We start from the raw sequence: 578 nt of genomic DNA on the forward strand, positions 1-578 counted from the left end.
ATTGAGGAAGGTGTCGGCAAGTTCGGTGGTAAGAAACCAAACAAGCAAGCGATTAAACTCCCACTTCGAGACGGTGACATTGAGCGTGATGATGAAGCGTATAAAGGACATTACTTCATTAACGCGAACTCAACCACGGCTCCGCAGATTGTAGACAAACAGGTAAAACCAATCATGGATCGCAGTGAAGTGTATTCAGGCTGCTATGCGAGGGTTTCCATCAACTTCTACGCGTTTAACTCTAACGGTAATAAGGGTATTGCTTGCGGTCTTGGCAATATTCAAAAGATTCGAGACGGTGAGCCACTCGGAGGACGTAGCCTCGCAACCGATGATTTTACGACTTTAGAAGATGATGATTTTCTAGCATAAGGAGCGTGAGTTAATTATGGAAATTGTTATAGCGGTTTTTATTTCAGTGTTTATAGGAGTATTACTTCTTGATTTCACGGTAAAGAAACTCGTGAGTCTTTACGTTGATATTAAACACATTCTAAATAGGAATTAGAAGATTCCTGAAAAACAGGATTTAGAAGATTCTATAAGTGGGGTGGCAGGTTTTCTGTCACCTCTTTTAT

At 40.8% G+C, this 578-nt stretch carries 1 protein-coding gene; it reads left to right on the plus strand.

Features of this window, described 5'->3' with window-relative positions; all coding sequences use genetic code 11:
• Positions 1 to 372, plus strand: a 372-nt coding sequence (locus tag ACTJLE_RS06470; protein ID WP_481267906.1) for a DUF2815 family protein, incomplete at its 5' end; no start/stop codon positions are given.
• Positions 373 to 578: the final 206 nt, after the last annotated feature.

The sequence above is a fragment of the Gardnerella sp. CCPDSM genome (assembly GCF_056754715.1).